This is a genomic window from Nitrospirota bacterium, assembly GCA_030645475.1.
In the GTDB taxonomy this organism is placed as follows: domain Bacteria; phylum Nitrospirota; class Nitrospiria; order Nitrospirales; family Nitrospiraceae; genus Palsa-1315.
Genome location: JAUSMA010000006.1, coordinates 41,651 through 65,193 on the forward strand (window position 1 = coordinate 41,651; position 23,543 = coordinate 65,193).

27 protein-coding genes are annotated in these 23,543 nt (G+C 58.1%); 17 read left to right on the forward strand and 10 right to left on the reverse strand.

Annotated elements, in window-relative coordinates; genetic code table 11:
• Nucleotides 1–68: 68 nt before the first annotated feature.
• From Q7U76_00340 to Q7U76_00355, 4 genes are all read left to right on the forward strand, one after another.
• The gene (locus tag Q7U76_00340) at nucleotides 69–1,526 is read left to right on the forward strand and encodes a TldD/PmbA family protein (GenBank protein ID MDO8354829.1); all 1,458 of its coding nucleotides are present in this window, start codon (nucleotides 69–71) and stop codon (nucleotides 1,524–1,526) included.
• Nucleotides 1,523–2,866, forward strand: a complete 1,344-nt coding sequence (locus Q7U76_00345; protein ID MDO8354830.1) for a TldD/PmbA family protein — start codon at nucleotides 1,523–1,525, stop codon at nucleotides 2,864–2,866. Before Q7U76_00340 ends, Q7U76_00345 begins: the two co-directional genes overlap by 4 nt.
• A 68-nt stretch (nucleotides 2,867–2,934) precedes the next feature.
• Nucleotides 2,935–3,300: a hypothetical protein gene (locus Q7U76_00350; GenBank protein ID MDO8354831.1), complete on the forward strand. Its 366-nt coding sequence runs from the start codon at nucleotides 2,935–2,937 to the stop codon at nucleotides 3,298–3,300.
• A gap of 67 nt (nucleotides 3,301–3,367) precedes the next feature.
• Nucleotides 3,368–5,005, forward strand: a complete 1,638-nt coding sequence (locus Q7U76_00355) for a tetratricopeptide repeat protein (protein MDO8354832.1) — start codon at nucleotides 3,368–3,370, stop codon at nucleotides 5,003–5,005.
• Nucleotides 5,006–5,010: 5 nt separating this feature from the next.
• Here the strand turns inward: Q7U76_00355 and Q7U76_00360 are convergent, their stop codons facing one another.
• Complete coding sequence (locus tag Q7U76_00360) at nucleotides 5,011–5,481, reverse strand: LEA type 2 family protein (GenBank protein MDO8354833.1); 471 nt, start codon at nucleotides 5,479–5,481, stop codon at nucleotides 5,011–5,013.
• Nucleotides 5,482–5,580: 99 nt separating this feature from the next.
• On the opposite strand from Q7U76_00360, the gene msrA reads away from it, so the two are divergent.
• The 3 genes from msrA (at nucleotide 5,581) to Q7U76_00375 (ending at nucleotide 7,943) form a co-directional block, all read left to right on the forward strand.
• Nucleotides 5,581–6,201 carry a peptide-methionine (S)-S-oxide reductase MsrA gene (gene msrA / locus Q7U76_00365; GenBank protein MDO8354834.1) on the forward strand — a complete coding sequence of 207 codons (621 nt, stop codon included), beginning with the start codon at nucleotides 5,581–5,583 and terminating at the stop codon, nucleotides 6,199–6,201.
• Nucleotides 6,202–6,346: 145 nt separating this feature from the next.
• The gene (locus Q7U76_00370) at nucleotides 6,347–6,856 is read left to right on the forward strand and encodes a cytochrome (GenBank protein MDO8354835.1); all 510 of its coding nucleotides are present in this window, start codon (nucleotides 6,347–6,349) and stop codon (nucleotides 6,854–6,856) included.
• A 526-nt stretch (nucleotides 6,857–7,382) separates the two neighbouring features.
• On the forward strand, nucleotides 7,383–7,943 hold the full coding sequence (locus Q7U76_00375) for a lytic transglycosylase domain-containing protein (GenBank protein MDO8354836.1): 561 nt from the start codon (nucleotides 7,383–7,385) through the stop codon (nucleotides 7,941–7,943).
• Nucleotides 7,944–8,166: 223 nt separating this feature from the next.
• Here the strand turns inward: Q7U76_00375 and Q7U76_00380 are convergent, their stop codons facing one another.
• Nucleotides 8,167–8,478 (reverse strand): PilZ domain-containing protein, encoded by a 312-nt coding sequence (locus Q7U76_00380; protein MDO8354837.1) that lies wholly within the window; start codon nucleotides 8,476–8,478, stop codon nucleotides 8,167–8,169.
• A 336-nt stretch (nucleotides 8,479–8,814) separates the two neighbouring features.
• On the opposite strand from Q7U76_00380, the gene Q7U76_00385 reads away from it, so the two are divergent.
• The 3 genes from Q7U76_00385 to Q7U76_00395 all read left to right on the forward strand — a co-directional run bounded on the left by Q7U76_00385 (nucleotide 8,815) and on the right by Q7U76_00395 (nucleotide 10,892).
• Entirely contained in the window at nucleotides 8,815–9,972 is a 1,158-nt protein-coding gene (locus tag Q7U76_00385) for a pyridoxal phosphate-dependent aminotransferase (protein ID MDO8354838.1), read from the forward strand.
• 104 nt (nucleotides 9,973–10,076) lie between these two features.
• Nucleotides 10,077–10,547, forward strand: a complete 471-nt coding sequence (locus Q7U76_00390; protein MDO8354839.1) for a hypothetical protein — start codon at nucleotides 10,077–10,079, stop codon at nucleotides 10,545–10,547.
• A 39-nt stretch (nucleotides 10,548–10,586) separates the two neighbouring features.
• On the forward strand, nucleotides 10,587–10,892 hold the full coding sequence (locus Q7U76_00395) for a PilZ domain-containing protein (GenBank protein MDO8354840.1): 306 nt from the start codon (nucleotides 10,587–10,589) through the stop codon (nucleotides 10,890–10,892).
• Between the two features lie 39 nt (nucleotides 10,893–10,931).
• Here the strand turns inward: Q7U76_00395 and Q7U76_00400 are convergent, their stop codons facing one another.
• The 3 genes from Q7U76_00400 to Q7U76_00410 all read right to left on the reverse strand — a co-directional run bounded on the left by Q7U76_00400 (nucleotide 10,932) and on the right by Q7U76_00410 (nucleotide 14,529).
• Nucleotides 10,932–12,683 (reverse strand): GspE/PulE family protein, encoded by a 1,752-nt coding sequence (locus Q7U76_00400; protein ID MDO8354841.1) that lies wholly within the window; start codon nucleotides 12,681–12,683, stop codon nucleotides 10,932–10,934.
• Between the two features lie 170 nt (nucleotides 12,684–12,853).
• Nucleotides 12,854–13,717 (reverse strand): NAD(P)-dependent oxidoreductase, encoded by an 864-nt coding sequence (locus Q7U76_00405; protein ID MDO8354842.1) that lies wholly within the window; start codon nucleotides 13,715–13,717, stop codon nucleotides 12,854–12,856.
• Nucleotides 13,714–14,529 carry a 3'(2'),5'-bisphosphate nucleotidase CysQ gene (locus tag Q7U76_00410; GenBank protein ID MDO8354843.1) on the reverse strand — a complete coding sequence of 272 codons (816 nt, stop codon included), beginning with the start codon at nucleotides 14,527–14,529 and terminating at the stop codon, nucleotides 13,714–13,716. Before Q7U76_00410 ends, Q7U76_00405 begins: the two co-directional genes overlap by 4 nt.
• A gap of 139 nt (nucleotides 14,530–14,668) precedes the next feature.
• On the opposite strand from Q7U76_00410, the gene corA reads away from it, so the two are divergent.
• On the forward strand, nucleotides 14,669–15,724 hold the full coding sequence (gene corA, locus Q7U76_00415) for a magnesium/cobalt transporter CorA (protein MDO8354844.1): 1,056 nt from the start codon (nucleotides 14,669–14,671) through the stop codon (nucleotides 15,722–15,724).
• A 16-nt stretch (nucleotides 15,725–15,740) separates the two neighbouring features.
• Here corA and Q7U76_00420 read toward each other — a convergent pair whose 3' ends face one another.
• Genes Q7U76_00420 through leuC form a run of 3 tightly spaced genes read right to left on the reverse strand, consistent with a single transcriptional unit; the run spans nucleotide 15,741 to nucleotide 18,148 of the window.
• Complete coding sequence (locus Q7U76_00420; protein ID MDO8354845.1) at nucleotides 15,741–16,097, reverse strand: hypothetical protein; 357 nt, start codon at nucleotides 16,095–16,097, stop codon at nucleotides 15,741–15,743.
• Nucleotides 16,098–16,113: 16 nt separating this feature from the next.
• Complete coding sequence (gene leuD, locus Q7U76_00425; GenBank protein ID MDO8354846.1) at nucleotides 16,114–16,737, reverse strand: 3-isopropylmalate dehydratase small subunit; 624 nt, start codon at nucleotides 16,735–16,737, stop codon at nucleotides 16,114–16,116.
• A 7-nt stretch (nucleotides 16,738–16,744) separates the two neighbouring features.
• A complete protein-coding gene (leuC, locus tag Q7U76_00430) occupies nucleotides 16,745–18,148 on the reverse strand; it encodes a 3-isopropylmalate dehydratase large subunit (protein MDO8354847.1) in 1,404 nt (467 codons plus the stop codon).
• Between the two features lie 159 nt (nucleotides 18,149–18,307).
• On the opposite strand from leuC, the gene Q7U76_00435 reads away from it, so the two are divergent.
• Entirely contained in the window at nucleotides 18,308–18,826 is a 519-nt protein-coding gene (locus tag Q7U76_00435; GenBank protein ID MDO8354848.1) for an MEKHLA domain-containing protein, read from the forward strand.
• Between the two features lie 34 nt (nucleotides 18,827–18,860).
• Here Q7U76_00435 and Q7U76_00440 read toward each other — a convergent pair whose 3' ends face one another.
• Nucleotides 18,861–19,484, reverse strand: coding sequence for a CBS domain-containing protein (locus Q7U76_00440; protein ID MDO8354849.1), 624 nt, complete (start codon nucleotides 19,482–19,484; stop codon nucleotides 18,861–18,863).
• Between the two features lie 116 nt (nucleotides 19,485–19,600).
• Nucleotides 19,601–19,813, reverse strand: a complete 213-nt coding sequence (locus tag Q7U76_00445; protein ID MDO8354850.1) for a DUF1653 domain-containing protein — start codon at nucleotides 19,811–19,813, stop codon at nucleotides 19,601–19,603.
• Nucleotides 19,814–19,882: 69 nt separating this feature from the next.
• Here Q7U76_00445 and Q7U76_00450 point away from each other — a divergent pair, with 69 nt between their 5' ends.
• The 5 genes from Q7U76_00450 to Q7U76_00470 all read left to right on the forward strand — a co-directional run bounded on the left by Q7U76_00450 (nucleotide 19,883) and on the right by Q7U76_00470 (nucleotide 23,479).
• A complete protein-coding gene (locus tag Q7U76_00450) occupies nucleotides 19,883–21,265 on the forward strand; it encodes a dihydrolipoyl dehydrogenase (GenBank protein ID MDO8354851.1) in 1,383 nt (460 codons plus the stop codon).
• Entirely contained in the window at nucleotides 21,262–21,942 is a 681-nt protein-coding gene (locus Q7U76_00455) for a tetratricopeptide repeat protein (protein ID MDO8354852.1), read from the forward strand. The genes Q7U76_00450 and Q7U76_00455 overlap by 4 nt, the downstream gene beginning before the upstream one ends.
• 70 nt (nucleotides 21,943–22,012) lie before the next feature.
• Entirely contained in the window at nucleotides 22,013–22,216 is a 204-nt protein-coding gene (locus Q7U76_00460; protein MDO8354853.1) for a hypothetical protein, read from the forward strand.
• Nucleotides 22,213–22,638, forward strand: a complete 426-nt coding sequence (locus Q7U76_00465) for a hypothetical protein (protein MDO8354854.1) — start codon at nucleotides 22,213–22,215, stop codon at nucleotides 22,636–22,638. Before Q7U76_00460 ends, Q7U76_00465 begins: the two co-directional genes overlap by 4 nt.
• A gap of 19 nt (nucleotides 22,639–22,657) precedes the next feature.
• Nucleotides 22,658–23,479, forward strand: coding sequence for a mechanosensitive ion channel (locus Q7U76_00470; protein ID MDO8354855.1), 822 nt, complete (start codon nucleotides 22,658–22,660; stop codon nucleotides 23,477–23,479).
• Nucleotides 23,480–23,543 lie beyond the last annotated feature (64 nt).

Sequence of the window (23,543 nt, forward strand, 5' to 3'; positions counted from 1 at the left end):
CGGGAAAGCCAAGCCCGATGGCGGCCTGAGTTGAACGGCTCCGGTGCCTCTGTCAGGATACAGGTGCCATGCCCATTCTTCATCAAGACGAACTCGCCGAACTGGTACTCAAACGCGTGGTGGCTTCCGGAGCCGAGTACGGCGATATCCGCATCCTCGACAGCACAACCCAGATCATCAGCGGTGAAGATCGCCGCATCGACTCCATTCGGGATATGCAGGACAGCGGGTTCGGCATCCGCGTCCTCTATCACGGGGCCTGGGGCTTTGCGGCCAGTTCGGTCCTGTCGCTGGAAGAAGCCCCTCGTGTGGCCGATCTGGCCATCGAAATCGCCAAAGGCTCTGCGTCGCTGGCGATCGACAAGGTGAAGCTTGCCGATGAGCCGGTCCATCGAGACCGTATTGTGACGGCCCGGCGGATCGATCCCTTTGCCGTCTCGCTTGAACAGAAAACCGCGCTGCTGCTTGAGACGATGGAGTATGTCCATCGGCAGGCCGGTATCGTACGGAGCAGCGCGAGTCTGTGGGCCCGCCGGGACCGCAAGCTCTTTGTCTCGACCGAAGGCTCGCGTCTGGAGTTCGACCTCCTGGCCGTGAGCGGCGATTTTGATGCCACGGCGATTCATGACGGACGGTTCGCCTCACGGACATTCAATACGCCGCATCTTCGGATGGGTTATGAATTGATCGAGGACGCCAATTTCCTCGCCGAGGCTCCGCGCATCGCGTCTCAGGCCGTCGAAAAAGTGAAGGCGCCTACCACCGCGCGAGGCCTCTACGATCTCGTCCTCGATCCTGAACACCTCTCGCTCACCATGCACGAATCTTGTGGCCATCCGAGCGAACTCGACCGTGCGCTCGGGTACGAGGCCAACTATGCCGGCACCAGCTTCCTCACGACCGAGAAACGAGGAACCTTTCGATACGGTTCTCCGCACGTGAATCTTGTGGCCGACAACTGCGAACCGGAAACCCTTGCCGCGACCGGGTACGACGACGACGGTGTGGCCTGCCAACGATGGGACATTGTGCGAGACGGTCTCTTCGTCGGGTATTGTACGAACCGAGAAGTGGCGCCGATCATCGGTGAGACGCGCTCGCGCGGGTCTAATCGGGCGGACAGTTGGGGCAGCGTGCCCATCGTCCGTATTGCCAACGTCGGCTTAGAGCCAGGCACTGCCACCCTCGATGAGCTGCTCGCCGGTATCAAGCGGGGCATCTACATCGAAGGCCACGGGTCCTACAGCATCGATCAACGGCGCTATAACTTCCAATTCGGCGGCGATGCCTTTTGGCTGATTGAAAACGGGAAGCGAACCCATATGGTTCGCGATGTCATTTACCATGGGATCACGCCGGAGTTCTGGGGCAGTTGCGACGGGGTCGCCGATCGGTCGCACCGGAGGCGGTATGGGTTCATTACCTGCGGCAAGGGTCAGCCAGGCCAGTCGGGCTGGATGAGCCATCCGGCCTCTCACGCGCGATTCCGCAACGTCCAGGTTATCGGAGGGCAGGCGGGATCATGAGTACGACAGGCCACAAAACCTGGCCGAAGCTGACGAGCCGGAACGAGTTTCGGTTCCTCGCCGAACTGGTCATGAAACGTTCGACCGGCGACCATACATTGGTGGCGTTGCAGGATCAGCAGAGCGGGACGACGCGGTTCGCGAACAATCAGATCGTCCAGAACGTCGATATGAGGCGTGGGTCGTTGAGCGTGACGGTGGCATTCGGGCGGCGGCATGGCACTGCGAGCACGACGGACTTTACCGCGGGATCGGTGCAAGAGACCGTGACCAAGGCCACAGAGATCGCGCAATTGTCGCCGGAGGATCCGGAATACCTCCCGCCGGTGGGGCCACAACAATATTCGACGCCTCCGACGACGCGAGTCGAAACAGTATTGGCAGGACCGGCACGGCGGCTGGAATATGCGAACGAGGCAATCGGGCAATGCCGGATGGAAAATCTCGGCGCAGCCGGGATCCTGTCTTCGTCGATTGCGACGGTCGGCGTGGCCGCCAGTACGGGGCTCTTCGCTCACGAAGAACGGACCGACGCACGGTTCAGCCTCACGGTTCAGGCTGGCGAGGCCACCGGCTGGGGCGCCGCGGCCCATCGATCCATCGATCACCTAAAAGTACAGGAGCGGACCCTCACCGCGATCAACAAAGCGAAGCGGGGCCTGGAGGTGCGCGAGTTGCCGCCAGGGCACTACTCCGTGATTCTGGAGCCGTCTGCCGTTGCGGGGCTCTGGTCCGCGCTTCTCTGGACGCTCGATGCGAAGGCCTACGAAAAAGGCACGAGCGCCTTGTCTGGTAAGCTGGGCCAACCGATCGTCGACCGGCGACTGTCGCTCCGTAATGTGCCGTCGCATGAGGATCTCCTGGGCATCGGGTTCACCTCGGACGGGTTGCCGACATTGGCCTCAGACTGGATGACGGAGGGGGTGCTGACAGAGTTGTCGTACGATCGCTTCACGGCGAAGGTGCGAGGCATCGATCCAATCCCGACGCTCGATGCTCCCTGCCTTTCTGGAGCAGGATCGTCCCTGCCGACGTTGCAAGAATTGATCAAACATACGGAGCGTGCCATCCTCGTGACGAACTTCTGGTACATCCGGACGGTCAATCCGACCGATCTCACCCTCACCGGTATGACGAGGGACGGCACGTTCCTTGTCGAAAATGGCCAGATTGTGTCGGCCGTGAAGAACTTTCGGTTTCACGAGAGCCCGCTGCAGATCTTCAATCGAGTTGAGGTCTTTACTAACCCGGCGGAAGCGATCACGTCAGAAACCGGCAAGCTCCTGGTGCCGTCGATGAGGCTTCGAGATTTCAATTTTTCCAGCGTCACTCGATTCTGACGTTTGCTCGTCATGAGCCGACAGCCGGATAACAGTTCGTGATACCGCGGAAAGGAATAGAGATGTACATGACGAGGTGGTGCTTCATGATCCTGCTGGGAGCCAGCCTGTTTGGTGCCGGTTGCGATAGCGCGGGACCGTCGAAGCAAGAGGATCTCGGGCGAGGGATTGTGCAGGGCACATTGGGCGCCCGACCGGACAGCGATGCGCGACTTGCAGCTCCGGCCCATGCCTCCATGCTCGAAGGGCAGGTGACGGCGGTTGAGGGCGGGGCCTATCTTGTTCGGGAAATCGGCGGTATCGACCGTCGCCTGGCGCACGACGAGAATACGCGCATCGATCGACCGGCCCATGTCGGGGATCGGATCGAAGCCTTTGTCGATGAGGGAGGACGTGCGGTCCTCATTCGAAACAGGGATCACGATGAACGATGACAGTAGACCAAGCCGACGAGGGATGTGGATTGAACAACGGGCGATCATACGTCTAGTGGGAGGTTGGATGGTTGCGACACGCGTGATAGTAGGAATGACATTGTGGTGGGCTTTGTGTGTGCCAGTGGAAGAAGTTCTTGCCGGCCAGACCACCGCGATGCCGCTCTTCGAGAATCTTGGTTCCCTCCACCATCCCATCACCACCACATCGGAACAGGCTCAACGCTATTTCGATCAGGGGCTCAGACTCGTCTATGCCTTCAATCACGAAGAAGCGATCAGATCGTTTGAAGCAGCCGCTGAACTCGATCCGCAGACGGCGATGGCCTATTGGGGCATCGCGCTGGCACTAGGGCCCAACATTAATGGAGCGATGGAGAAGAAGGACGAGCATCGGGCAATCGAGATGATTCAGAAGGCTCAACGGCTGGCAGATCGCGCCACTCCCGGGGAGCGGGCCTACATCGAGGCCTTGGTTGTAAGATATGTCGGCCGAAAAGGGGTCAAGCGTAAGGGCCTCGACGAAGCCTATGCAAAGGCGATGCGATCGATGGCGCTGCGGTTCCCCGAAGATGCCGATGCGGCGACGTTGTTCGCCGAAGCCTTGATGGATTTGCGGCCCTGGGACTTGTGGAAGCAGGATGGGCGACCGCAGCCTGGCACCGAGGAGATCGTCTCGACACTCGAGTCCGTACTGGCACGGAGCCCCGAGCATCCGGGGGCCTGCCACTATTACTTGCATGCGGTTGAGGCCTCACTGCAACCGGAACGGGCCTTGCCTTGTGCGGAGCGGTTGCCCGATCTGATGCCCGGTGCCGGCCACCTCGTGCATATGCCGGCGCATATTTACATGCGGGTTGGGAAATATCACGAAGCGGCGGAACGAAATCAGCAGGCAGCCCATATCGATCAACAGTATTTGGCCACCCGACACCAGACCGGCGAATATGCCAATGGGTATTACACCCACAATCTCCATTTTCTCTGGGCCTCCTTGGCGATGGAGGGACGGAGTGTCGATGCCATGAAAGCGGCTCGCGACTTGACGGCCACCATTACCGCTGAAGAAGCCGTCAAAGATCGCTGGAAGGAACTCTATCTCCCGACGCCGATCTTCTCGATGATTCGGTTCGGCCGGTGGGAGGAGTTACTCAGGGAACCGGCGCCGCCCAAGGGGTTGCGTCTGATGGAAGGCATGTGGCGATTGGGGCGGGGGCTCGCCCTTGTGGCGACTGGCCGGATTCCAGGAGCGGAGGGTGAACATGTTGTGCTGGCCGGCCTGACGAAGCAGTTCCGGCGGAATCGTACGGCGGAAGACAAGACCGAGGGAGCCGTCCTCAAAATTGCCGAGAGGATCCTGGCAGGGGAACTCGCCGTTCGGCGTCAACGTTACGATGAAGCGATCCGCTTGTTCGAGGATGCGATCAAGATGGAGGAGGCGCTCCCATACTCCGAGCCGCCGATATGGCCTCTGTCCGTGCGGCATTACCTTGGAACGGTGCTCTTGCTGGCCGGCCGTCCCTCCGACGCGGAAGGGACCTATCGCGCAGACCTGCTGCGACATCCGGACAACGGGTGGGCGCTGATCGGATTGATCCAGAGTCTCAAGGCCCAACATAAAGGCGATCAGGCGGCTGAGACTGAAGACCGCTTCAAGAAGTCTTGGGTCCATGCCGACTTCATGCCGGCTGCTTCTCGGATGTGAGGAGGTTAGCGAGTCGGTAGGTCCGAGAGCTGGCCCTTGTCGAGAAGGATGCCGGAATTGTCGAAGGGGAGACGACCGTCCTTGAGATGGAGCAGTCCTGTGATCTCGTACGAGAGGTCCTGCGTCCGTGAGAAGTTCAGGAGCTGGCGGACCAGATCGAAGGTCGACGTGCTGGTCTGAACCGAGACGACAGCATCGCTGAGTCGGGGAACGGTGATGCCGGTATTGCCCAATCCACGTGCCAGCCTCTTTCCGTTGAGCGTGAGCGTAAAGTCGATGCCCGTGACGAGCAGATCGAAATCATTCGGGTTGCGGATGCGGAGATCCACTTGCAATCGTTGCTCGAAGGCAGTGGATTCCAAGGGCGTCACGTTTGTGACCAGCACCTCCGCCGGCTCGCCTTTCATGAACCAGGAGGCACAGCCGGTAGCGGCGATAAGCAGGATCGATGCGAGGAAACGGGTAACAGTCCACATGGGCTCGATCATATAGGAACATCCGAAGCGAATCCATAACCGTAGGGATCTGTAAGGTTGTAGGAATCGGTTCGACTGATTTTGTGAGAGGACTGTCTCATGAACAAACACACTGCGGTATTGTTTCTGACGGTCGTCATGTTTCTCATCGGAGCCTGGACTCTGCAGCAGACCGGCCAGGCTACAGCGGATGCGCCACTCGGCAAGGCCTACTTTGCGGGCGGCTGTTTCTGGTGTATGGAAGAAGCCTTCGAGAAGGTTGACGGCGTGCTGTCTGCGACGTCTGGTTATATGGGAGGGACCGTCGCCAATCCGAGTTATGAAGACGTGTCCGCTGGTCGGACGGGGCATGCGGAATCGGTTGAAGTGGTCTATGACCCGGCGAAGGTGAGCTACCAGAAGCTGCTGGATGCATTCTGGCGCAACGTCGACCCCCTCGCAGCAAACGCGCAGTTCTGTGACCACGGCTCACAATATCGTGCGGCCATTTTCTATCAGACGGAGGAGGAAAAACGTCTGTCGGAGACTTCCACGCAAGCCATTGAGCAATCGAAACGGTTCAAAGAAGCGATCGTCACCCAAATCGTGCCTGCCGCTCCATTTTATTCAGCTGAGGAATATCATCAGGACTTCTACAAGAAAAACCCCGTTCGCTACAAATTCTATAAATACAATTGCGGTCGCGCCCAGCGGCTCGAGGAATTGTGGGGGAAACCATAACGCGAATCGAGGTGAAGAGCCTCACATCCGGTTCATCGCATCATCCTGACCTGCCACGACGGTTGCGCGACAAATCCTCCTCCTCCAGTGTATATTTCTGACCCCGGCAATCTTTGCCATTACTCTTACCCGTGAGGTGCGGTTCGTGAAACGTCCGATTCGACGATCGACGAGAAAGCCAGTGGTCGGTGTGATGGGTCCGGCCAAGGCCGGTATCAGAGCGCTAGCCGATGCGAAAAGTTTGGGTGAGCTGATCGCCCGTCAAGGATGGGTGGTGCTCACCGGAGGGCGCGCGAGCGGTGTGATGGACGCGGCGAGCGAGGGGGCCAAGTCGGTGCCCGGCAGTTTGACGATCGGAATTCTTCCGGACAACAAGGCGTCGGTATCCCGATATGTGGACGTGGCCATCGTCACGGATCTGGGCCAGGCGCGCAACAATGTAAACGTGATGTCCAGCGACATCATCGTGGCCTGCGGACTCGGTGGGACCGGTACGGTTTCGGAAGTGGCATTGGCGCTGAAGGCTAAGAAGATGGTGATTCTGTTAGGTGCGGATAAGGCTGGCGTGAGCCTGTTCAAGAGTCTCTCGCCCGATCTCGTCCATGCTGCTGCCTCGCCGGAAGAGGCGGTGAAGCTGATCGGCGAGCTCCTCTAGCTGGGCGCTGAAACAGGCCACCAGCTTCGTTCTCGCATCGTTCAGATCCTCACGGAGACCCGGCCGCCTCACTCACTCGGCGGCGCGCACAGACTTGGTGCTCCTTATTCGTCGCACCGTGCGCCCCAGAGGGTACGCCTCCGGTCCTCACTCGCTGCGGCCTTGCTGGATGGCCTGTTTGAGCACACAGCAGGAGTTTTTCTTATCTCGCATGTGCAGACCTTCGAAGCTCTCACGTGCCAAAGTAATCTTTCCGTAGACTGCCGACGATCCCGCACAATTACTCCAAAGTTTTCTTTTTTAAAGTTTTCGAGAACTCCTCGTTTGCGAAGAACTGTGCCAGCTCGGGGCTGAGCCAACAGTTCTCAAACGTCCACTCTGTGCACTTCACGGCATCGATCATATAGCGGCCTGTTGTTTCCCCTGTGCGATCCATAGGTTAGTGAAGGGCTGTTGGGGCACGGATCTTGAGACCTTCCAGACCATGATGCAGGTTATTTCGTGCATAGGAATGTAATCCCACACGATGGCGATCAATCCAACCAGGAGCGGGCTGCTCTGTTCACACCTGCTACGTGCTTTCTGCGCGCTGACGCTGTTGTGTCTGCTGATCGTTGCGATTCCCGCCCCGACGCGACCGGATTACGACAGTGCTCACCAGCGATACTCAAAGCAGGAAATCGGCCGGGCCATCGCCTGGTACGCCAAGAAATATCGTCTCGATCCGGCTCTGCTGCGTGCGGTGATCAAGACCGAATCCGATTTTAATCAGCATGCCGTGTCTCGCAAAGGCGCGGTCGGCTTGATGCAGCTGACTCCGGATACCGCGGCGACCCTGCGAGTGAGCGATCGCTACGATTCGTTGCAGAACATCCGCGGAGGCGCTAAACAATTGCGGCATTTGCTGAATCTCTACCAGGGTGATTTTCCACTGGCCTTGGCGGCCTATAACGCCGGGGTCCATCGAGTGAAGGAACGCAAAGTGCCCCGTATTCGGGAAACCCGCACCTACGTGAAGAAAGTGCTGCGGTACTACGAGCGGTTCAGGTCTCACCCATCGCCTTCTCCCAAGAATGATAAAAAGTAAGGGAGAACTCGAATCCGGTCGAATGCGCATTCTCTCACGGGTACGATAGGCCACTCGTTACATCAAGTATTTCCTCACGAGCTGTTCTGTGTGACCGGCGATTCAGGATTCATGGATATAGAGGTCGTCACGAAGAGTGATAGTGTGAGGGGGAGGCATCCTGATCACGGCGAGGAAAGAAGGGGGTCGCTACTGTAGATGGATGACTTGGGCTAGCAGCCTGTTAGAGCTTGGCTTTCATGATCAAGGCACGGATGCGCTCTCGTTGGGCCGATCGGATTTCTGTAAATTCGAGACCGAAGGCTGAGCTCTTTACCCACCGGACCAGGGCTTCGTCGATGCGTACAGGCCATTCCTGATCTTGCAGGAACAGGGACAGGCGGAGCGTCGTGCCAACCTGTACTTCGGTCAGTGAGGTCGCCTGACAGCCTCCTGTGGAGAGATCGAGGATCGTCGCTTCCCCTTCAAAGTCATCTTCTCCAAAAAAGAACAGCCGGCAACTCAGATTAAGACGGCGGCCTCGGCGTTCCGCCATCGCGGCTTCGTGATCAGAGCTTGAAGCTCGTCCTGATCTGGGGTCCTGCGTGGCCACGGAACACGTCCTTTCTCTCAAGCACTAGGAAAATGTTGTTTCGACCATGAAACAACTCTACCGGATTCGTTGTCGGCTAGCCTTCCTCAAGTGGAGTAACTCGGAAGAGGGGCCGCACCATGAACGTAGTATATCCAATTAGTGTCACGAGTACCCGATACATTCGACTTTCTGTCGTATCTCCATTGGCTATTTTGTATGCTGCAAAGAAAATGCTCTTGACCTGCCTGGAACCGCTCTGCGACAAGTGAGATTCTTTGACCGAGGAGCAATGCCATGATGAGACGGCAAATCAACCAACGAATGGCCATATTAGCCCATTCAGAAATTCGAGCGATGACCCAAGCCTGCGTGCAGGCGAACGGTCTGAATATGGCACAGGGGGTCTGCGACACGCCGGCTCCACCGGTGGTGATTCGAGCTGCAGCGCAGGCCATGGAACGCGGGAAGAATGTCTACTCGCGATTCGACGGATTGCCTGAATTGCGACAGGCGATCGCCAAGAAGTTGGCGCAGTACAACGGGATCGTAGCTGATCCGGAAACGGACATTACGGTCAGCGCGGGAGCCACAGGGGCCTTTCATTCTGCCTGCTTGGCGTTGCTCAACCCAGGCGACGAAGTCATCCTGTTCGAGCCCTACTATCAGTATCACATCAGCGCGCTGCTGGCGGTTGAGGCCGTTCCAGTGATGGTGAAGATGCAGGCGCCCGATTGGACATATTTCCCAGCTGAGGTCGAGCGCGCGGTGACACCACGGACCAAGGCGATCATCGTGAACTCGCCCGGCAATCCTTCAGGGAAAGTATTTAGCAGGCAAGAAATGGAGAGTCTTTCGGCGATGGCACAAGAACACGATCTGTTCGTGTTCACCGACGAAATCTACGAGTACTTTTTGTATGACGGTCGTACACATGTGAGCCTCGCCACATTACCAGACATGGCCGACCGGACGATTACCATTGGCGGATACTCCAAAACATTCAGCATCACCGGCTGGCGCATTGGGTACAGCGTCGCGGCTGCGCGGTGGGCTCAGGCCATCGGAGCCATGAACGATTTGTTATACGTCTGCGCCCCGACACCGTTGCAGGCGGGAGTGGCAGTCGGCATCCAGGAACTTCCGGACTCGTTCTATCGCGACCAGGCACGCGACTATCAACGAAAACGAGATCGTTTCTGCCAGGCCCTGGCCAAGGCTGGTCTGACGCCCTCGATTCCGCAGGGCGCCTACTATGTGCTGGCCGATGCGTCTCGCCTGCCAGGTATCACCGGTAAGGACCGGGCGATGCATCTGTTGGACAGGATCGGCTTGGCTGGTGTCCCTGGAGAAGCCTTCTTTTCCGGGGCTGAGGGAAAGCAGTTTCTTCGCTTCAGCTATGCCAAGACCGATGCGGACATTGACGAGGCCTGCAGCCGGATCGCGAAGCTTGGGTAGGAACTGGCTTCCTGATTCTTATCCTGTACCCATTTCGCTCGATCGCTTGTCCGCCTCTTTGCCACATGGTAAGTAGGAATACGCGATTCGAGGAAAGCGACAACATGCGTTCACAATACATCATTGCTCCGCTCTTTCTTGCCAGTATGGTATTCACCGCAGCGTGTGATACACCGGCTATGCATCGGGCTGTGTCCGTCGATGCCCTGCCGTCATCGACGGCTGCTCAGTCCGAAAACCGCCATGTCCTCGCCGGTGAATGGGAATATGTCGACGGAGCGGTTGTCCGGTTGATATTAGATGAGCAGGGCAATGGTCGCTATGACTGGAAGGACGGGCGATTCGAGACCCAGACGCTCGTCGGTCATACCTGGCACGGCATGTGGTCGCAGAAGGAAAATGACCGGGATGGTGGGTTTACAGTGGAGTTCTCTCCTGGTTTTTCAGAAGGCGAGGGCAACTGGTGGTATAGCCGGATCGGCACCGACCATGCGCCGACTCAAAAGGGTGGGACGTTCCATCTCAGCAAGAAGACCGATCTTATGAGCCACAGTGATACTCCACCGGCACCGTGAAACGTTTCTCACGGAATACGATGATCGGCAGGGAGCCTCATGCAAGGACGTAAGCATACCCGTTTCGCGGTGCAGCTTCCTGTGTCGTTCAATGGAGATCAGCTTTCCGACAGAGGCACTATCTTGAATTTGTCTGCGGAGGGCTGCGCCATCACTTCGGAAACCATCGTCGGCGTAGCCGTATATCTACAGTTGATGATGCAACTTTGTGAGCGAGAGGAGTCGATCCAGGTCGATCTAGCCGCGGTCCGGTGGGTTTCCGCGACGAGGTTCGGCGTTGAGTTTATTAAGATTCGCCCTTCAGAGGGGGAGAGGCTGAAGAAGTTCGTCAAGGCGCTGGAATGAACGATGTGAGCGCAGGCGATCGCAACGAAAGTCGAACAGTTATTTCATGGCAACGGCCCGGACTTGTTCAAAGGTGGTCAGGCCGGCGAGCACTTTCAGGATTCCGTCTTGCACGAGTGTGATCATCCCTTCCTTTGCGGCCAGGCTCTGCATCTCCGTCGTTTTGGCGCGGTTCTGGATCAGGTTTCGCAGTTCATCTGATCCGCTTAGGAGTTCGTGTAAAGCGACTCGGCCTTTGAGGCCAGTCTGGTTGCAGGCGTCACATCCCCGCCCTCGATAGAGCTGAAAATCCTCGCGATAGTTCACTCCGAGCGCCTCCCACGCGTACTTACCGTACCCACGCACCAGTTTATCGTACTCTTGCGCCGTTGGATGGTACGGTTCTTTACAATTGACGCAGATCCGTTTGCAGAGGCGTTTCGCGAGTACCCCTTGCATGGCATCGGCGAAGTTGAAGGAATCACATCCCATGTCGAGAAGGCGGACCACCGTCTCGACCGCTCCGTTCGTGTGCAACGTGCTCAGGACCAGGTGGCCGGTCAGCGAGGCCTCGATGGCGACATCGGCAGTTTCCTTGTCCCGCATCTCACCGATCATGATGACATCCGGGTCGGCTCGTAAGAACGATCGCATGGCGGCAGCAAAGGTAAATCCAATTTTTGGCTGGACCTGCACCTGCCGGAGCCCTTCCTGGGTGATCTCAATGGGGTCTTCTGCCGTCCAGATTTTCCGTTCGTCGGTGTTGAGATGGCGAAGGAGGGCGTGCAGAGTTGTTGTTTTTCCAGATCCGGTAGGGCCCACGCACAATATGATGCCGTGTGGTTTTTCGACGATGTCCAGGAGCGTCGTGAGCGTGGCTGGAGCAAACTCCATGGCATCGAGAGGCAGGGGGGCCTTCGCCGTGAGCAACCGCATGACGATGTCTTCATTGTTGCCGGCGGTCGGCAATGTTGCTACGCGTAGCTCGATTTCTCTGTCCTGGTTCAGTTTGAATCGGATCTTCCCGTCCTGCGGTCTCCGGCGTTCAGAAATATCCAGATTGGACATGATCTTGATACGGGACACCAATGCGCGGCGATAGAGCGCGGGAATCCGCATATAGGTGGAGCAGGTACCGTCCACCCGAAAGCGAATGGCCGTTTCCTTGCGATCCGAGTAGGGCTCGATATGGATGTCAGACGCGTCGTGACGGTACGCCTCGACAATGATCTGATTCGCGAGCCGTACGATCGCGGAATCGTTTTCGTCAATGCCGTCGGAGTCGCTATCGAGTGACTGTTCCTGGTGAGCGTCGTTGACCAACTCGCCCAGCGTGTCCGCAATGGATCCACTGTCAGTATCTCCGATCGTAGCGTTGAGGAACCGTTCGATGTCACATCGCAGGCCCAGGGCATACCGTATTGTCAGGCCGGGGAAGGAGCGCTGGATGTCATGACCTCTATCGAGATCATAGGGGTTGTCGATCAGGACATCCAAGATGTCATCCTGCCGCTTCAGCGGGAGCCAGTGGTGTTTGCGAAGATAATCAAGACTGAGATTATTGAGGAGTTGGGGATCAGCCAGGGTCCGGTCGTTGAATGGAATATAGGGGCAATCGAAGAACTCGCTCAGTATCTTGCCGAGCGCCGGTTTCGGGATCCGATACCTCTCAATCAGCAGGCCTTCCAGGTCGGTCGATCCCTGCAGGGCTTCTTGAAAGGCTTTCACGAGATCCGCCTGGCGAATGAAGCCCTCGTGGATCAAGGGATCGTAGGCACGTGGTTCAATAGTTCTGTGAGCCGACTTCTGCATGGTTCCTATTTCGTAGGTCCTGGAGGGTGCACAATGTCCGTTCCAGTGCAACGTTGGCCAGTCGTTACAAATTCAGTATAGATCAATAATAATGGTTCACAACGAATATCAAAAAGAAGCGCGATCCTATCCGATGCGGGGGCTGGCAATAATCTTGGGAGGAGGTGAGGCTATGGAGTTGGGTTGACGACTTCGAAGATGGCCGAATAATCGGCCCCGCCAAGTCCCTGTGCAATAGTTCGCTCCAGCACTGGCCTGATCCCTTCCACACTACTCGTGATTAAGCCGTAACCGGCGGCTTCCTTCAGGAAGAGTTCCACATCCTTCATGAGATGGCGGGTGGAAAAGTTTGGATGCTGATAGTCTCGCGACAGGAGTCGTGGAAGCTTTTTCTCGAACGTCGGAGCGAACAAGGCGCTCTCCCGCAAGATCGCCATGAAGGTGTCCACGGGGATACCAGCCCGTTGGACGAGTCCAAGGCTCAGGGCGAAGGCCGATATTTCGGCCGCAATCAACTGATTGAGTGCGAGCTTTAGGGTTGCGGCCTTCCCGACAGGGCCGACCAAGCGAGGCTCTCGGCTCAGAGCACGAAACAGCGGAAGCCATTGGGCAAACTGATCTCCGGTTCCGCCGACCATCACGAAGAGTGTTCCGGCTTTCGCCTCGGTAAGACTTCCCAGCACCGGCGCTTCGCAATACAATCCGCCGACTTGTTCGATCTCGGCCTGCAAGACTAGGCTTTCTTCCTGCGCGATGGTTCCCATCTGGATGACGGTTTTGCCGCGGAGGGCTGCCAATGAGGCTGGTGTCAGTAGGACGGCACGGATCGCCGCCATATCGGCCAGCATGAGAATGACACCGTCGGCTTGGGAGATGGCCTGTTCCGGTCTCGTAACTACGGTGATGCCGCAGTCCTGAAGAGGGCGTGCTTTGCTCGTGGTTCGATTGTAGGCTGTGACGGAATGGCCGACGGACTGGAGTCGTTCGGCGATGGCTCGGCCCAAGAGTCCGGTTCCCAGCAGGGCGATGGTCATGGAGCGGTTCGCTTCCTCTCAGGTTGAGACCGGGCCTGGTCAGCCTGGGTCTGGAGCGTGGCGCGCAGGTCCTTGTCGGCCGTGGCCGTTACAGCGATGACACCACGAAGGGTTGGTTTTGGCTGATTGAACATCAAGGGATTCCCCATCGAATCGCTGACGGAGCCGCCGCTTTCTTCAATCAGCAGGACTCCGGCCGCGAGGTCCCATTCGTTCATGGGCTCGACCGTAAACGCGGCCCGCACGCGACCGACCGCCACCAGGGCCATGGCATTGGCGATGGAGTAGATGGGACGGCATCGAGTCGTGTTGCCGAGCGTCGACCATCGGTCGGTCCCGAAATCTTTCCCACTGATCATGATGACCGCATTGAAATCACGAGGAGGCGAGAGGGTGACGCGTGAGCCGTTCAGATACAGACCGCCCCCGCGCACCGCGGTGAAGAGCTCGTCGGTCGAGGGATTCAAGATCGCGCCGACGATCGGGATGCCTCGTTCGATCAGCGCGGCAGAAATGGTAAACTCCGGCAGTCGATTGATCAACGCCTTGGTGCCGTCGATGGGGTCCACAATCCAGACTCGTTGATGCGTGAGTCGTGCCGGATCGTCGGGGGATTCTTCCGAGAGCCATCCATCCTGTGGAAACTCCCGGCGTTGCATCTCATACAGGATGCGGTTGACCTCATGGTCCACCGTCGTGACCGGCGAACGGTCCAGCTTCGTCTGCACCTCGAATCCATCCCTGACTAATTCACGGACTTTCGCGCCGGCTTTCCGGACCGCTTCGACCAACAGGGCTAGTTCTTGTTCCATGTTCCAGGCCTCGCATCGTTGAACGGAAAGAGTAACAGGTCTTGCGGCATCGGAAAAGCGGAAAGACGGTGTCGGGGTGCCCCCTTGACCCTCGGGGAGAACCTGCGTACAAGCAGAGGGTCTTGGGAGGTCTCTCTCGATGAAGTTAGTGACAAAACGATCCAGAAAGACGGGGCTTCCCCCAGGCACCCTTGTCCATATCGGCGAGAACAAGACCGACAAGGTCACGATTGCGACCTTCAATTACGCCGGTACTCGCTGTGACGAACGCCAAGACCCGCCGCTCGACGGACTTGCGCCGCCGATCGATGCGTCCGTCACCTGGGTGGATGTCGGGGGCGTCCACAAGATGGAGATTCTGGAATCGTTCGGGAAACAGTTCCAGCTCCATTCCTTGCTCCTCGAAGACATTGCCAACACCGATCAACGGCCGAAACTCGATGACTATGAAACCTGCTTGTTTCTCGTGATGAAGATGCTCTCAGTCACCGATCGACAGGATATCATCGTCGAACAGGTGAGTCTGGTCCTCGGACGGAACTTTGTGCTGTCCTTCCAGGAAAACGGCACCGATGTCTTTAAACCGGTGCGGGATCGTCTTCGTGGGGGGAAGGGACGCCTGCGGCAATCCGGGGCCGATTATTTGTTGTATGCACTGGTCGACGCGATTGTCGATCAATACTTTGCGGTATTGGAGGCGTTAGGCGAGAAGATTGAAGCGCTGCAAGATCTGGTGGTCAGCGATCCGAAGCCGGAGACGTTGCAACAAATTCACGCCCTCAAACGGCAATTGCTATTTTTACGGCGGGCGGTGTGGCCGCTCCGTGAAGCGATGAATGGTCTCTCCAGATCGGAATGTCCCCTCTTACAGGAGCCGACGAAGGTATTCTTCCGCGACGTGTACGATCACGTGGTTCAGATCGTGGACACCATCGAGACCCTTCGAGAAATGGTCTCAGCCTGCCTGGATATCTATCTGTCGAGCATCAGCTATCGGTTGAACGCCGTGATGAAGGTGCTTACGATTATTACGACGATCTTTATGCCGCTGACCTTCATCGTTGGGGTCTACGGGATGAATTTCGAGCACATGCCGGAATTACAATGGAAATGGGGCTATCCCGCCGTGTTGGGCGTCATGGCTGTAGTAGGGGTGGGCATGCTGGTGGCCTTCAGAAAGAAGCGATGGATATGAGGCGCGTGAACAAACGTTACTCTTGTAGTTCCACGCGATCGACGAAATAGGCGGTCTCTCCGAAGCAGGTCGTAGGAAGGTAGCGATATTCTTTGTAGTGCAGGACCAATCGTTTGCCCATCACCTGCGCGAGTTGTGCCGCCACTTTCTCGTCCCAGACTGAAAAGTCCCACAATACCGGAGCCACACCAGGCACCGTGGTCATGGCCAGCTCCCCTTCATGGGTCTTGCAGACCCATCCCTTGTGGGAAAATTTCTGAATGTAGCCGGCTCGATTCCCGTCGGAATAGCTGTAGTTGAAGGCCACGAGCAGATAGGCCGCCCCCAGAAACAGGAACATCATCAGCATAAGTTTCGGGTGCCAGAGCTTCATAGGCAATCTCCTCAGTTCACGAACGAAGGTCGGAGAATAACCAGGGCGCCTCGGCCTTCCGTCGAGTCTCGTAGGCCGCGATGGCGGCCTCATGCTGCAATGTCAACCCGATGGCGTCGAGACCCCGATACAAACAGTCTTTTCGGAAGGGGTCGATGTCGAAGCGGCAAGTGGTACCGTTCGGGGTCGTGACCGTCTGATTTCCCAGGTCCACCGTCAGTTGGTACCCCGGTGTCGAGAGGACGTCCTTCATCATGGCGAGGATCTCGTCGGCTTTCAACTCGATGGGCAGAATGCCGTTTTGGAAGCAGTTATTGTAGAAGATGTCGGCAAAGCTGGAGGCGATGACGCAACGGAATCCCTGATCGAGGAGCGCCCAGGGCGCATGTTCGCGCGACGATCCGCAGCCGAAGTTATCGCGCGTCAGGAGAATCGTGGCCCCCTGGAAGCGCGGCTGATTCAAAAAGAATGCAGGATCCTGCGCCCCGTCCTTCTGTTTGCGCCAATCGTAGAAGAGGCCTTCGCGGAGCCCGGTCCGCTTGATGGTCTTTAGAAACTGTTTCGGGATGATTTGATCGGTATCGACATTGACGCGGTCCAGCGGTGCGACCAGACCTGTCATGGTGGTAAAGGCTTGCATAGGTCCTCTATTTCCAGGTTCGGATATCGACGAAATGTCCCTCGACGGCGGCCGCGACGGCCATGGCCGGAGAGACGAGATGGGTGCGGCCGCCAGCCCCCTGGCGTCCTTCGAAATTTCGATTGCTGGTTGAGGCGCAGCGCTCTCCCGGCTGAAGCACATCGGCGTTCATCGCCAGGCACATACTGCAACCGGCTTCCCGCCACTCGAAGCCCGCGTCCTTGAACAGGCGGTCGAGCCCTTCCTGTTCGGCCTGCTGTTTTACGAGGCCTGAGCCAGGCACCACCATCGCCCGGACTCCCGTGGCGACGCTTTTGCCCCTAGCCAATTGGGCTGCAAGGCGGAGGTCTTCGATGCGCGAGTTGGTGCAGGATCCGATGAAGACCGTATCGATCTTGATGTCGGTGATGGGCATGTTCGGGATGAGGCCCATGTATTCCAACGCCCGCTCAGTCGACTGACGCTGGTTCACGTCGGTGATCGTTCGTGGGTCTGGTACCCGTTGATCGATGCCGGTAACCATCCCGGGGCTGGTGCCCCAGCTGACTTGCGGCGCGATGTCCTCGGCTTTCATCGTGACGGTCACATCGTATGCGGCGCCCGCGTCGGTCTTGAAGTGCTGCCAGGCTTGTACTGCCCGGTCGAACAGCATGTCCTTCGGAGCCAATGGACGGTCTTTGATATAAGCGACGGTCTTCTCGTCCGGCGCGACCATCCCGGCCCGTGCCCCGGCCTCGATCGACATGTTGCAGAGCGTCATGCGCCCTTCCATGCTGAGGGCTCGGATTGCTGAGCCGGTGTATTCGATGACATAGCCGGTTCCGCCGGCTGTGCCAATCTTGCCGATGATGGCGAGAATGACATCCTTGGCCGAACAGAGTTCCGATAACGTGCCGTCGACGCGGACTTCCATGGTCTTGGGTCGTTTTTGTACTAGACATTGGGTGGCCAGCACATGTTCCACTTCGCTGGTGCCGATGCCGAAGGCCAAGGCGCCGAACGCGCCATGCGTCGAGGTATGGGAGTCACCGCAGACGATGGTCGTCCCTGGCAGGGTAAAACCCTGTTCAGGCCCGATCACATGCACCACGCCCTGGCGGATGTCGTTCATGCCGAAGAGGGTGATGCCAAAATCGCGGCAATTTTCCTCCAGCGTCCGGATCTGTATCGCGCTGAGGGGATCGGCAATCCCCACGCTCCGATCCGTCGTCGGAACGTTATGATCCGGCACGGCCAACGTGGCGCCTGAACGCCGCGGCCGGCGGCCAGACAGCTTGAGCCCTTCAAACGCCTGTGGCGATGTGACTTCGTGAACCAGCTGGCGATCGATGTAGAGCAGGGTGGTGCCATCCAGTTCTGCCCGGACGACGTGGGATTCCCATATTTTTTCGAATAGCGTCTGAGCGGCCATGATTACTCCTCAATGATCGGTCTCTCTCGACGGGTACCGTCAAGGATCCACATTATACAGAGTCCTACTAGGCTCTGTGCAAGAGCGTCCGCCATATTCTTGTGTTGGGGCGCGGGACGTGGTACCAACGCCCGATCGGAGGGAAAGAAGGCCCTCCCAATGGCACGACCAGAGGATGTTGCCGTCATGACTCAGATGTGGACCAATCCCGTCGTGATCGAATGGACTCAACGGCTGCTGGACAGCTATCGGCATTGGACCAGCCGAGACTTGATCGATCGTATCGGCGAGGCGGACGCCCAGGCCTATCAGCTGTTTCACAGCCCGTTTGCCGTTGTCTCGCATGGAGCAGAAGCGGATCCCCTCCTCAACTACGGCAACCAGGTGGCATTGGACCTATGGGAGATGACGTGGGACCAGCTCGTCCAGACGCCTTCGCGGCTCACTGCCGAACCAGTCAATCGGGCCGAACGCGAAGGGATGCTAGCGCAAGCCAAGGCTCAAGGCTATTTCGATAGCTATCGAGGGGTGAGGGTGACGTCAACCGGCCGCCGTTTTCTTGTCGAGAACGCCCTCATCTGGAATGTCGTGGATGTAGAGGGCAAGCCAGTCGGGCAGGCGGCGACCTTCTCGCAATGGACCTGGCTGACCGAGCAGGATGCTGAAACAGGCCCGTAGTGTTCAGGAAGACTCAGGCAGGGATCAAGGCTGGTTAGGTCCAGAGTTCGATCGGGCTTCGATGGACGATGGCCCGGAGAATGTCGCTGGTGGTCAGGATACCGACCGGGTGACGCGAGTTGTCGACGATGGGAATTGCGCCCACATGTTCACTGAGCATGAGACGGGCAATCTCTTGGAGCTCTGTGGTGGGGGTGGCGGACAGCACCTGATTGCTCATGACCTGTGCGAGTGTCTGTCCTGCAGAGGACCCCGGTGAGCCGGACGATTCCAACTCATGTGCGTAGGGCAACAGATCGCGGTCCGATACCAATCCGACCAGGGTGCCATGGATTGACGTCACGGGAAGGTGGTGGATGCCTTTGCGCTTCATGACCGTCCATGCCTCCAGCAGGGCACTGTCGGACGGTAACCATGTAACGGGCGAGGTCATCAAGTCCTGAGCCTGGAGTGCCGGCTTAGGGAGAGAATGTTGATGGGCCTGTTGCTGATAGGCTTGCTGAGCCAGGCGTGCCGAAGGGTCGGCGTTCTGGCCCTCCTGCTCCGTTGAGCGATGCTCGCGATCAGCCGTGCTAGCCTGAGTGGCCGGTGGGCGTGAGGCTACCGGTAGCGCAGGATGTATGCTGGCGATGCCACTGACCGCAGGGATGATAGCCATAGCTGTCCTCGTAACGTCTTTATCGGAGGCTAGCGGTAAGTACTTAAGCTCGGAGGGTTCAGCTGGCGATCTGTCGGGGGCAAGAGGGGGGGTATTCTATCAGGTTCAGCATCCTGCTAGGTGGGAGGAAGGAGCTGGAATCGCAGACAAGGTTGACCGTCAACGGTCACCGTTTCCAGGAACATGGTTGCCGGTCTAATCCAGAGGCCGCCTTCGCCGTAGAGTGCACGATAGACGACAAACTCCTCTTCCGTTTCAGAATGTCGTGCGACCCCCAGCACTTCATATTCGTGGCCCTTATAGTGTCGATAGCGACCAGGCTGTACCATCGTGTATCCTTCCTTCCTGACGTCCTACTATAGCGGGAACATACAATGAGTTCACAGAGTCCGGTTTCCATGCGTAAGGCACATGATGTCATCGTCATTGGCGGCGGATCGGCTGGTTATGCCGCGGCCCGAACGGCACGCGATGCCGGCGTCGACGTGGCGATTGTCGATCAGGGTCCGCTCGGAGGGCTCTGTATTCTGCGTGGCTGCATGCCGACCAAGGCCATTCTTCGGTCTGCCGACGTGGCAGCCCTGTTGAGGAGGGCGAAGGAGTTCGGGCTTTCTCCGGTTTCGGTTCGGGCCGATCTCTCGGCGATCGTGGATCGGAAGGATCGTCTGGTCCGGGAGTTTGCCGACTATCGCATTGAGCAGCTTCACGATCCGAAGTTCACACTCTATCAATCGCGGGCGGTCTTTCAGTCGCCCCACGAGATTGGCATCGGTAGTAGGGTCTTGTCGGCCGGTTCGGTGATCCTGGCCACCGGGTCGAAGCCCAGTGAGGTGCCGATTCCCGGCTTGGCCCAAGCCGGCTATTTCACGAGCGATACGATTCTGGATCTCCGGACCCAACCGGAGTCGTTGATCGTCCTGGGCGGTGGGGCCGTCGCTCTTGAACTCGGTCAGTTCTTTGCTCGACTGGGGACCAAGGTCACGATCATTCAGCGGGGACGCACGCTGCTTTCGGGGATGGACGAGGATGTGGGCCGCGCGCTGGAAGCCGCATTGATCGATGAAGGCATCGACGTTGTCACGGGCGCGCAGTTGCTGCGGGTGACTCACGACGAAGCAGGGAAAAGGGTGTGGGTGATGAAGGACGGACGGGAACAATCTTACCTTGGTGCAGAGATTCTCCAGGCCTTGGGCCGAAAGCCCAACATCGAAGGGCTTCGACTCGATCTGGCGGACGTGAAGGTGGATGGCGGGCTGGTCGTTGTCGATGCCGCCATGCGGACGTCGCAACAGCATATCTATGCTGTGGGCGATGTGAACGACCTGACGCCGATCGTGCATCTCGCCATTCAGCAAGGAGAGATTGCGGCGTACAACGCGACACATGCGGATCAACCGGCAAAGACGATCGATCATCGTCTGGATACGGAAGTGGTCTTTACCGATCCGCAGATCGCAGTGTTGGGACTCCATGAAACGCGTGCGGCGGCCGAAGGGATCCCCTATCTCACCGCTTCCTATCCTTTTGCCGATCATGGGAAGGCGCTCTGTCTTGGCGCGAAGCATGGCTTCGTGAAACTTCTCTGTGCGCCACAGACGGGTGAGATTCTTGGCGCGCAGATCGTCGGTCCGGAGGCGGGTGAACTGATCCACGAACTGATTGCGGTGATGTATTACCGTGGGACCGCAGCCGACCTCCTGCGCATGCCGCATTACCATCCCACGTTGGCGGAAATTATGACCTATCCGGCGGAAGCCATTGTCGAACGGTTGGGCGCATGATGAAGACCTTATGCCAGCTCACGCTCAGCCTCTTCTTCGTATCCTGGTTGGGGTGCCAGCAACAGACCTGGGAGTCGGCGATGGCGGCAGGTCAGCTGGCCATACAGCAGGGCAATTATGCCGAAGCGGAACGGCTGCTTCTCCTGGCGGTGGGTAAAGCAGAAGAGTTCGGTCTGGAAGATCGACGAGTGGCAGTGAGCCTGTCGCAATTGGCGCAGATCTATGCCGGTCAAGGGAAGTATGTGGAGGCGGAGCCGGTCTATCTGCAGGCGTTGAAGATCTATCAAGCCGTGCATGGCGAATTTCACGCCGATGTCGCTGCAACGCTCAACAACCTGGGAGTCCTCCATCGGATGTATGGCCAATATGCCCAGGCTGAGCCCCTGCTGACGCGGGCATTGGCGATCAAAGAACGCCTCTTTGGTCTCAGCCATCCCGACGTGGCCTTGAGTGTGGTGAACCTCGCGCAGTTACATGTGGTCCAGGGGCAGCCCGAGAAAGCGGAACCGCTCTATCGTCGAGCCCTGACGATTCGAGAGCAGGTGCTCGGGCCGTCCCATCCGGAAGTCGCCAAAACGCTGGAGGACCTGGCGAATGCTTTGCGGAAATTAGGGCGTGTCGACGAGGCGGCCTTGCTGGAAGTCCGTGCCAGAACCATTCGCGCAACACGGAGTTGAACCGGTTGCGTCATCCAGTGTAGCGTACCCTATGGATATGCAGAGCGAGCCGGCTCCTATCAACTGGCGCATGAACGGAATGATCGCGCGATTCGTGGGGATCGTGGCGATTGCACTGGGATTCGTCATCGGGATCTATGGGCTGGAAGAGACGGGCGCACAGTGGTTGCAGACCGCGTTGGGCTTGCTCGCCACCGGTATGTTGGCTCAGAGTTACGCGCTCTATTGCTCGCTGAAGCGGATGCAAGAACTCAAGGATCAGCCTAAGTCATGACACGAGTGCGGCGGCATCTGCTCACAGCCGGGATGTTTCTTCTCGCAGGAACGATATTGGCCTGTGGCGGTCCTTGGCGCGACGGCTATTTCAAGAAGGGCGTGGATCGACTTACCCAAGACGAAGTCTCCGAGAGATTCGGACCACCCCATACGGCGAAGAATCCGGCACTCGGTGGGGATTCGGTCTGGACCTATCGCGTGCCGCTTAGCGACAAGGAGTTGGCTTCGGTGAGCTTTTCCGGTCTGGGCGATGTGGTGCAGACCGCGAGCGCATTAATCGGGAAGGCTGGCCCGGATGGTCCCAAGGCCATGTTGTATTGCTACCGCTACACGCTGACCTTTAATGAGCAGAAGATTTTGAAGCAATGGAAACGCGAAGAATGTATGCCGGGAACCAAAGATCTCCTCAACGCCGATTAATGGTTAGCTGGGGGGATCCATGCTGACGTGGCTGCCGCACATCGATAGCTCGGTCGTGCTCGATGGGCTCAAATCCATTCTGTGGCTGCTCTCCCTCCTCATCATCCGGACCTTGATCGTCCGCGCGATTTCGAGGAACCCGACTCTTTCGATGGAAGAGAAACGCCGAGGCGTCGTCTCGGTCCGCAATACTGTGGTCTTCGCGTTGCTGGTGGGGCTGGTCGTCATCTGGGCGCACGAACTCGAAGCCTTTGCCGTGTCCCTCGTGGCGCTTGCCGCCGCGCTGGTGTTGGCGACGAAGGAACTCATCCTCTGTTTGAGCGGGGCGGCGTTACGGGTGGGCGGGAAGGTCTATGCGGTGGGCGACCGCATTCAGATCGCCGGCCATCGGGGTGTCGTCTTGGATCACGACGTCTTTGCGACTAAGCTCCTCGAGATCGGGCCGGGCCAGGCGTCGCATCTCTATACCGGTCGCGTGACGGTGTTTCCGAACAGCTTGCTGTTTACGAATGCCCTGGTCAAAGAGAATCCCGGCCAGGAGTATGGGCTCTATATCCTCACGGTGCCGCTCAAAGACAAGGACGAATGGCGGGATGCCGAACGGCATCTGCTCGACGCGGCAAAGGCAGAATGCGCTCCGTTCATGGAAGAAGCCGGTCGGCATATGAAGTTGCTTGAGCAGACCACGCTCCTCGAAGCTCCCTCGCCGGAGCCTCGTATCACTATTCAACTCACCGACGCGGGGCGTATCCAGCTGGTGCTCCGATTCCCGGCACCGGACCGTGGGCGATCGAGGATTGAACAGGCGATTTTGCGCCGCTATCTCACCGCATCCAATTAGCAGGCTGCTGAAACGGCCCGCCAGCTTCATTCTCGCCTCGAACGCATCCTCAACGTAGCCAGGG